Here is a 7,894-nt window from a genome sequence, read left to right on the forward strand (position 1 = left end):
CTGTGTACCTGTCTTGATCCGGGTCACCCGACGCTTGATCTTCTTCTGCTCCATGGCCCCACCGATTTCATCGACTCCGGCCAGAATCCTAGCTCAACGGCGGGGAGAGGGTTTCGCGACACCCTCTGAAGTCGCCCCTACAGGTCGGCCCGGAAGCCACTGTCAGGGTATCCGGAGCGTCCCTGGCCTCTGTTGGGCCCTCACTCCCCTCTGAATACCGGCTTGCGCTTTTCCTTGAAGGCCTGGATGCCTTCGGCGTAGTCCTGGCTGTTGTACACCACCCGGCGCAGGCCCTGGATGCGTTCGAAGTCTTCGGGCGACATGGTGTGGGCGCCGGCGAGGATGCGCAGCTGCTCCTTCATCACCGAGATGGAGAGGGGGGCGTTGGCGGCGATGCGGCGGGCGATGGCGTAGGTAGCTTCTTCCAGGTCGGCGGCGTCGGTGACGTGGTTGATGATGCCCAGGCTGCACAGGCGCTCGGCGGGGATGGGAGCGGCGGTAAAGAGCATCTCCTTGGCCAGGCGCAGGTTGGCGGCGTTGAGAAAGGTGAGCAGGCCGCCGACGTTGTAGGGCACGTTGAGCTTGGCGGGCGTGGCGGCAAAGGTGGCGTCGCGGGCGGCCACGATGAGGTCGCAGGCGAAGGCGGTTTCGCAGGCGCCGCCCCACACGCTGCCTTCGATCATGGCGATGATGGGGGCGGGGAAGGTCTCGATCTCGCGCACCAGCTTGCGCAGGGGGTCGCGCCAGGCCAGGGGGTCGAGGCCGGCGGCGGGGAGCTCCTCGATGTCGTGGCCCGCCGACCAGACCTTGCAACCGGCCCGGGCGCGCAGCACCACGCAGCGCACGCCCACGGCGCGGAAGGATTCGAGGGCGGTGGCAAAGACCTGGACCATCTCCTCGCAGAGGGCGTTGCGGCGGGCTTCCCGGTCGAGGGTGAGGGTGGCGATGTGGTCGGTGATGTCGATGAGCAGCATGGCGGTGGGGGATGGAGGCGGTGTGCCATTTTAGGCCGGGTTGGTCGAGTGAATTCGACCCCACACAAGCCGCAGCCTTCAGCCTCTTTTGCCGACCAGCACCACCCCGGCCACCACCAGCGCACCGCCGAGGATCTGGAACAGACCGATGGCTTCGTCGAGGATGATCCAGCCCAGGAACAGGGTGACCACCGGGCCGAGGGTGCCGATGAGGGACACCGGCCCGGCCCCCAAGCGGCGGATGGCTTCGGACACCATCCACACGGGCAGCACGGTGGAGAACAGGGCCATGGCGCCCGCCAACATCATCACCGGGGCGGGCTGGATGAGCAGGCCGAGGGGACGGGTCAAGGCAAAGTGGGCGAGGCACAGCAGACAGGCGGCGGTGCTGGCCCAGGCGGTGACCCGGGCGGCGCCCAGGCGGCCCACGGCCTGGCCGTTTCCCATCAGGTAGAGGGCGTAGGACACGGCGCTGGCAAACACCAGACCGCCGCCCACCAGCACGTCGTGCATGTCGCCGGCCACGTGCAGGTCGTGAGCCACGGCCAGCGCGATGCCGGCGTAGCACAGGACGATGGAGCCCATGGCCCGGCGGCTGATGTGCTTGCCCAGGAAGAGCGCCGACAGCACCACCACCAGCGTCGGGTAGGCAAACAGGATCAGCCGCTCCAGGGCGGCGGAGATGTATTGCAGGCCGAGAAAATCCAGGTAGCTGGCCAGGTAGTAGCCGGTGAGGCCCAGGCCCAGCATCAGGCCGATGTCGCGCCGGCCCATGGGCTCGGGCTTGCGGGTGCGCTGGTCGTGCCAGCCCAGGGCAAGGAAGAAGGGCAGCGAAAAGCCCATGCGCAGGGCCAGCAGGGTGACCGCGTCCACGCCATAGGGATAGGCCAGCTTGATGAGGATGGCCTTGAAGGAGAAGCCCACTGCGCCGAGGACGGCAAAGAGGAGGCCGATGTGGTTGCCGGGGGAGTTCATGGGGCAGGCGCAGACGGCCGGAGTTCACAGGCCTCCATTAGGCCAGCCGCCGGTCCTGGGGGGAATGCGTATGTTCCGAGGAGGGGGTTAGGGAATGGTGAAGGGTCGGGGGTGGAAGCATGGGCATGCTTCGGGCCCAGGCAGCGGAGGCCGGATGAACCTAATTTCCTCTGTTTAACGCGTCGTCTGACGGTCGATACGGTCTCTCCTGTCGGGGCGACTTGTAGGGGCGACTCGTAGGGGCGACTTCAGTCGCCCATCCACGCGTCGATCACAGGCATGCCCTTGATCTCAGCCCGCGGGCGACTGAAGTCGCCCCTACAGTCCCTCCAGCCGCCCTCAGCGTGTCCCACAAGCGGCCAGTGGAGGGCAACCGAGGAAAACAGGATGAATTCGACCCCACAGGAGGGTGCTCAGTGCGTCAGGAAGTCCAGCACCATGCGGTTGAACTTGTCGGCGTGTTCCCACTGGGCCCAGTGGCCGCAGCGGTTGAAGATGTGCAGCTCGGCGTTGGGCATGCCCCAGATCAGGCGCAGGCCCACGTCCATGGGCACGAAGCGGTCGTCGCGACCCCAGATGACCAGGGCCGGGGCGGTGACTTCGCCCAGGCGCGGCCCGAAGTCGGGGAACTGCTTGGGGTTGGCGGCCAGGCTCTTGACGAAGTTGTCCAGGTGGTCGCGGCGGGCCAGCATGTTGTCCAGGCGGGCCTGGAAAAGCTCTTCGGTGAGGCTGCTGCTATCGAACACAAAGACGGCCATCATCTTCTTGAGGTTCTCGATGGTGGGCTCGCGGTACAGGCCCTGGAGCAGCTTGATGCCTTCGGTGGGCATGGGCACAAACTGGCTGGGGCCGCCGGTACCGCCGCCCATCAGCACCAGCTTGCCGACCCGCGCCGGGTTGGCGAGGGCAAAGGCCACGGCGCTGTGGCCGCCCATGGAGTTGCCGATGATGTGCACCTTGTCGAGGCCCAGGCCGTCGAGCAGGCCCTTGAGGGCGCGGGCATTCAGATCAGACCGGGAGCCGGTGCACACGATGGGGTCGCTCTTGCTCCAGCCCGGGCAGTCCATGAGGATGACCTGGTAGCCGGCATTTACCAGCGGCTCGATGTTGCGGTTGAAGTTGGCCCAGCCGCTGGCCCCGGGGCCGGAGCCGTGCAGCATGACCACGGTTTCGGCGCCTTCGCCGGCGATGTTGTAGTGCAGTTGCAGGTCCAGGTCGCCTTCCTGGATGCGGATGAAGCGGCTGGTGGCGGCTTCGGTCAGGGTGGGGGTGCTCATGGGGGTGTCCTTTCAATCCGTTGGGGGTGCGGGCGGGTCAGCCTTCGTAGGGGCCGGCGCCGAAGCCGATGGGAGGGGGCGCCGAGGCCACCAGTTTCGAGAAGATGGCGGCGAAATCCTCGCCGGGCAGGCTGCCCATATTGTTGCCCATGGCCGCCAGCTCGGCGTCGATCTCGGCCCAGTCGTCAGGGGTGAAGTGCTTGCGCAGCAGGGGCAGGATCTCGCGCTCTTCGAGGATCATGTGGTTGCGGTAGAACTCGGCGTAGGTGTCGAAGGCGGCCGACAGGCCGGCCACGTCGGCCGGGTTCTTCTCGAAGGCGTCCAGGGCCTTCTCCAGCAGGGCGATACGTTCGGCGGTGCCGGCGTGCTGGCGGAAGAGCTTGTCGAGCAGCTCGCGGCCCTCGTCGGTGCGGGCGGCGAGGCGGCCGAAGAGCAGGCGGTCTTCCTTGGGGTGGTGCTGCTGCTCGGGGTAGGCCTCCAGGTAGTCCACCATGCCGCGCAGCAGCTTGATGTCGGGCTTGAGGCGGCCGGCGCCGATCTCCTTGAGCATGAAGCGGACGGCGTGGAGGATGGCCGCCAGGGATTGGTGTTCGTCCGCCAGGACTTGCAGTGCGCGCATGGGCGTGTCTCCGGTTGAGTTCAATTAGCCAGCATTTCCTGATGCTTGCTGGCCAGGCCCAGGTAGCTTTCGATGACGCGGGGGTCGTTGCGCAGGCTGGTGGCTTCGCCGTGCATCTTGATGGCGCCGTTCTCCAGCACGTAGGCGTAGTCGGCCACCTGCAGGGCGGCGCGGGCGTTCTGCTCCACCAGCAGGATGGACACGCCGCGGCGGCGCAGCTCGGCGATGATGCGGAAGATCTCGCGCACGATCAGCGGCGCCAGACCCAGGCTGGGTTCGTCGAGCATCAGCAGCTTGGGCTTGGCCATCAGGGCCCGGCCCACCGCCAGCATCTGCCGCTCGCCGCCCGACAGGGTGCCGGCCGCCTGGGCGCGGCGCTCCTTGAGCCGCGGGAAGAGGGTAAACACCTCCTCCATCGTCTCGGGGTGGTCCTTGTGGCCGTGGCGGCTGCGCTGAAAGGCGCCCAGCAGCAGGTTGTCCTCGATGCTCATGGAGCCGAACAGCTCGCGCTTCTCGGGCACCAGGTTCATGCCGCGCACCACCATGCGCTCCACTTCCGGGATCTGTTCGATGCTGCCGTCGAAGGCCACCTGGCCGGCCGACGGGAGCAGGCCCATGATGGCCGACAGGGTAGTGGTCTTGCCGGCGCCGTTGGGGCCGATCACGGTGACGATCTGGCCCTCGCCCACGGCGAGGCTGATCTTGCTCACCGCCTCGACCTTGCCGTAGGCCACGGAGAGGTCTTTCACTTCGAGTACGTTCTTCTGTGTGCTCATCTCAGACACCTCCCAGGTAGGCTTCGAGCACGGCCGGGTCCTGCTGGACTTCTTCCGGCAGGCCCTCGGCGATCTTCTCGCCAAACTCCATCACCACCACCCGATCCACCAGGCTCATCACGAAGTCCATGTCGTGCTCGACGATGAGCACCGCCATGCCTTCGGACTTGAGACGCCGGAGCAGCTCGGAGAGGGCCTGCTTCTCCTTCAGACGCAGGCCGGCGGCGGGCTCGTCGAGGAGCAGCAGGCAGGGGTCGGAGCACAGGGCGCGGGCGATCTCGAGGATGCGCTGCTGGCCCAGGGCAAGGCTGCCGGCCTCGGTGTGCATGAATTCGCCCAGGCCGACGCGCTCCACCTGGATGGCGGCCTCGCGCAGCAGGCGGGCCTCTTCGACCCGGTCGAGGCGCCAGGCGGCGGGCAGCACGCTGCGGCTGCCGCGCATGTGGGCGCCGATGGCCACGTTCTCGAGCACGCTCATCTTCGGCAGCAGGCGCACGTGCTGGAACGTGCGGCTCATGCCCAGGGCGGCGATCTCCCGAGAGCTGTGGCCAGCCACCGACTTGCCGCGGAACAGCACCTCGCCGGAGGTGGGCGTATCCACGCCGGAGAGCTGGTTGAACATGGTGCTCTTGCCGGCGCCGTTGGGGCCGATCAGGGCCAGGATCTCGCCGGCCTTGACCGACAGGCTCATGGCGTTGTTGGCCACCAGGCCGCCGAACCGGCGGGTCACCTCGCGGGCTTCCAGGATGGTCTCGCCGTGGGGCGGCTGGGCCTTCTTCGGCAGGGGCTCGGCCTTCGGGTCGATGAGCTTGGGCTCGGCGCGCACCGGCACCAGCCGGGCCAGCAGCGGCCACAGGCCGTCCCGGGCCCGGTGCAGCACGATGATCATCATCAAACCAAAGACGATCACTTCGTAATGGCCGGCCGAACCGAAGAGCTTGGGCAGGATGTCCTGCAGCCACTGCTTGAGCACGGTGATGACCCCGGCACCGATCAACGCGCCCCACACCTGCCCTGCCCCGCCGACCACCGCCATGAAGAGGTACTCGATGCCGATGTGCAGGCCAAAGGGCGTGGGGTTAACAAAGCGCTGCAGGTGGGCATACAGCCAGCCTGCGGCGCAGGCCTGCAGGGCCGCCAGCACGAAGATCACCATGCGCGCCCGGGACGTATCCACACCCATGGACTCGGCCATCACGATGCCGCCCTTGAGGGCGCGGATCGCCCGCCCCTCACGGGAGTCGAGCAGGTTGCGGGTGGTGAACAGCGCCACCAGCACGAACAGCCACACCAGGTAGTAATAGTGGCGGTTGTCGAGCAGGGCAAAGCCGAACAGGGTGATCGGCGGCAGGTTGGACAGGCCGGCATGGCCGCCCAGAAACTCCATGTTGCCGAACAGGAAGTACAGGCTGATGCCCCAGGCCATGGTGCCCAGGGGCAGGTAGTGGCCGGACAGCTTGAGGGTCACCGAGCCGAGCACGATGGCCACCGTGGCGGTGAGCAGCAGGCCCAGCACCAGCGCCGCCCACGGCGACGCACCGGTGAAGCCGAGCCAGGCCGGCAGCTCGGGCGTGGTGGTGAGCCAGGCGGTGGTGTAGGCGCCGAGGCCCACAAAAGCCGCCTGCCCGAAGCTGGTCAGCCCGCCCACGCCGGTGAGCAGCACCAGGCCCAGAGCCACCAGCGCCGACAGACCCACGTAGTTGAGCAGGGTGACGTAGAACTCCGGCAGCACCAGCGGCGCCAGCACCACCATCACCAGGAAGACCGCCAGCACATGGCGGGAACGGAGCAGGCTCATGCCCGGCGCCGCAGCAATCGAACGGGTGTTCATTCTTCTTCCTCCACGTGGTGGGAAGTGAGCGAGCGCCACATCAGGACCGGGATGATCAGGGTGAACACAATCACGTCCTTGAAGGCGCTCGCCCAGAAGGACGAGAAGGATTCGAGCAGCCCCACCAGCACCGCGCCGCCCGCCGCCAGCGGGTAGCTGGCGAGGCCGCCGATGATGGCCGCGACGAAGCCCTTGAGGCCGATCAGGAAGCCGCTGTCGTAATAGACGGTGGTCAGGGGCGCCACCAGCAGGCCGGACAGGGCACCAATCAGGGCCGCGAAGAAGAAGGTCTGACGGCCGGCCAGGGCCGGGGAGATGCCCATCAGGCGCGCCCCGTTGCGGTTGATGGCTGCAGCCCGCAGGGCCTTGCCGCCCAGGGTCCGGTCAAAGTAGAGGTACAGGCCGACGATCAGCAGCAGGGAGGCGAGGATCACCACCACCGTGTGTCCGCCCACCACCAGGGAGCCGATCTCGAACTGGGTTTCGCTGAACGGCAGGGTGCGCGAACCTTCCGGCCCGAAGATCAGCAGGCCGATGCCCACCATCAGCAGGTGCAGGGCCACAGCCACGATCAGCAGCACCAGCACCGGCGCTTCGGCCACCGGCTGAAAGGCCACCCGGTAGATCATGGGGCCCAGGGGCACCACGATGGCCAGCACCAGCAGGCCCTTGGCCACCTGGGGCAGGGCCTGCAGGGGCAGCACCCACAGCAAGCCGGCCAGCACCGCCGGATAGAGCAGGTTCCACAGGGCAGACTTGCCCAGCTGACGGCGCGCCGCCGCGCCGCCAAACAGATCGGCGGCAAAGGTCAGCGCCCCGGCCCCCAGCAGCAGCCAGACGGTGCCGGGGTAATGGCCGGCTTCCAGCGCCGCCATGGTGAGGGCCCCCCAAGCGAGGAATTCGCCCTGGGGAATGAAGATGATCCGGGTGACGGCAAAGACCAGGACCAGGGCCAGGGCCAGCAGGGCGTAGATGGCCCCGTTGGTGATCCCGTCCTGCCCAAGCAATGCGAATATTTCGGCATCCATGAACGGACTCCTGCAGCCGCTTGCCGCACCCGCCTGGCGGGGCCGCAAACGGCCGGAAAGATCGGCAATAAGAAAAGGCGGAGCGCGGCCCCGCCCCTGCGTCAGACAGCCAGGCCGCGTTCCCGCGCCATGGAAATGGCCGTGTCCTCGATCATGTCTTCCTGCCCGCCCACCATGCCGCGGCGGCCCAGCTCCACCAGGATGTCCCGGGCCGGCACGCCGTACTTGACGCTGGCGCGCTTGGCGAAGAGCAGGAAGGAACCATACACCCCGGCGTAGCCCAGGGTCAGGGCGTCCCGGTCGATGCGGATCGGGAAGTCCATGATCGGCACCACCAGGTCTTCGGCCACGTCGGTGATCTTGGCCACATCCACCCCGGTCTGGATGCCCATCAGGTCGGCCACGGCGATGAAG

Annotated in this window: 7 protein-coding genes and 1 pseudogene; all 8 read right to left on the bottom strand. The window is 67.5% G+C overall.

Annotated features, from left to right (window positions below; translation table 11 throughout):
* Positions 1 to 200: 200 nt before the first annotated feature.
* Entirely contained in the window at positions 201 to 974 is a 774-nt protein-coding gene (gene scpB, locus ACIQ09_RS21025; protein ID WP_398314188.1) for a methylmalonyl-CoA decarboxylase, read from the bottom strand.
* A gap of 78 nt (positions 975 to 1,052) precedes the next feature.
* Positions 1,053 to 1,949 (bottom strand): DMT family transporter, encoded by an 897-nt coding sequence (locus ACIQ09_RS21030; protein WP_398314190.1) that lies wholly within the window; start codon positions 1,947 to 1,949, stop codon positions 1,053 to 1,055.
* A gap of 413 nt (positions 1,950 to 2,362) precedes the next feature.
* Positions 2,363 to 3,226 (bottom strand): alpha/beta fold hydrolase, encoded by an 864-nt coding sequence (locus tag ACIQ09_RS21035; protein WP_398314192.1) that lies wholly within the window; start codon positions 3,224 to 3,226, stop codon positions 2,363 to 2,365.
* A 37-nt stretch (positions 3,227 to 3,263) separates the two neighbouring features.
* Positions 3,264 to 3,845, bottom strand: a complete 582-nt coding sequence (locus tag ACIQ09_RS21040; protein ID WP_398314194.1) for a hemerythrin domain-containing protein — start codon at positions 3,843 to 3,845, stop codon at positions 3,264 to 3,266.
* 20 nt (positions 3,846 to 3,865) lie between these two features.
* A complete protein-coding gene (locus ACIQ09_RS21045) occupies positions 3,866 to 4,621 on the bottom strand; it encodes an ABC transporter ATP-binding protein (protein ID WP_398314196.1) in 756 nt (251 codons plus the stop codon).
* Between the two features lies 1 nt (position 4,622).
* The gene (locus ACIQ09_RS21050; RefSeq protein ID WP_398314198.1) at positions 4,623 to 6,452 is read right to left on the bottom strand and encodes an ATP-binding cassette domain-containing protein; all 1,830 of its coding nucleotides are present in this window, start codon (positions 6,450 to 6,452) and stop codon (positions 4,623 to 4,625) included.
* On the bottom strand, positions 6,449 to 7,480 hold the full coding sequence (locus tag ACIQ09_RS21055; protein ID WP_398314200.1) for a branched-chain amino acid ABC transporter permease: 1,032 nt from the start codon (positions 7,478 to 7,480) through the stop codon (positions 6,449 to 6,451). Before ACIQ09_RS21055 ends, ACIQ09_RS21050 begins: the two co-directional genes overlap by 4 nt.
* A gap of 101 nt (positions 7,481 to 7,581) precedes the next feature.
* A pseudogene (locus ACIQ09_RS21060) lies at positions 7,582 to 7,894 on the bottom strand (4-hydroxy-2-oxovalerate aldolase); the annotation flags it as partial.

The sequence above is a fragment of the Zoogloea sp. genome, assembly GCF_044344315.1.
Classification (GTDB): Bacteria; Pseudomonadota; Gammaproteobacteria; order Burkholderiales; family Rhodocyclaceae; genus Zoogloea.

Bases quoted from the DNA above. Each gene is read 5' to 3' on its own strand.
- scpB (WP_398314188.1), bottom strand. From the start codon at position 974: ATGCTGCTCATCGACATCACCGACCACATCGCCACCCTCACCCTCGAC.
- ACIQ09_RS21030 (WP_398314190.1), bottom strand. From the start codon at position 1,949: ATGAACTCCCCCGGCAACCACATCGGCCTCCTCTTTGCCGTCCTCGGC.
- ACIQ09_RS21035 (WP_398314192.1), bottom strand. From the start codon at position 3,226: ATGAGCACCCCCACCCTGACCGAAGCCGCCACCAGCCGCTTCATCCGC.
- ACIQ09_RS21040 (WP_398314194.1), bottom strand. From the start codon at position 3,845: ATGCGCGCACTGCAAGTCCTGGCGGACGAACACCAATCCCTGGCGGCC.
- ACIQ09_RS21045 (WP_398314196.1), bottom strand. From the start codon at position 4,621: ATGAGCACACAGAAGAACGTACTCGAAGTGAAAGACCTCTCCGTGGCC.
- ACIQ09_RS21050 (WP_398314198.1), bottom strand. From the start codon at position 6,452: ATGAACACCCGTTCGATTGCTGCGGCGCCGGGCATGAGCCTGCTCCGT.
- ACIQ09_RS21055 (WP_398314200.1), bottom strand. From the start codon at position 7,480: ATGGATGCCGAAATATTCGCATTGCTTGGGCAGGACGGGATCACCAAC.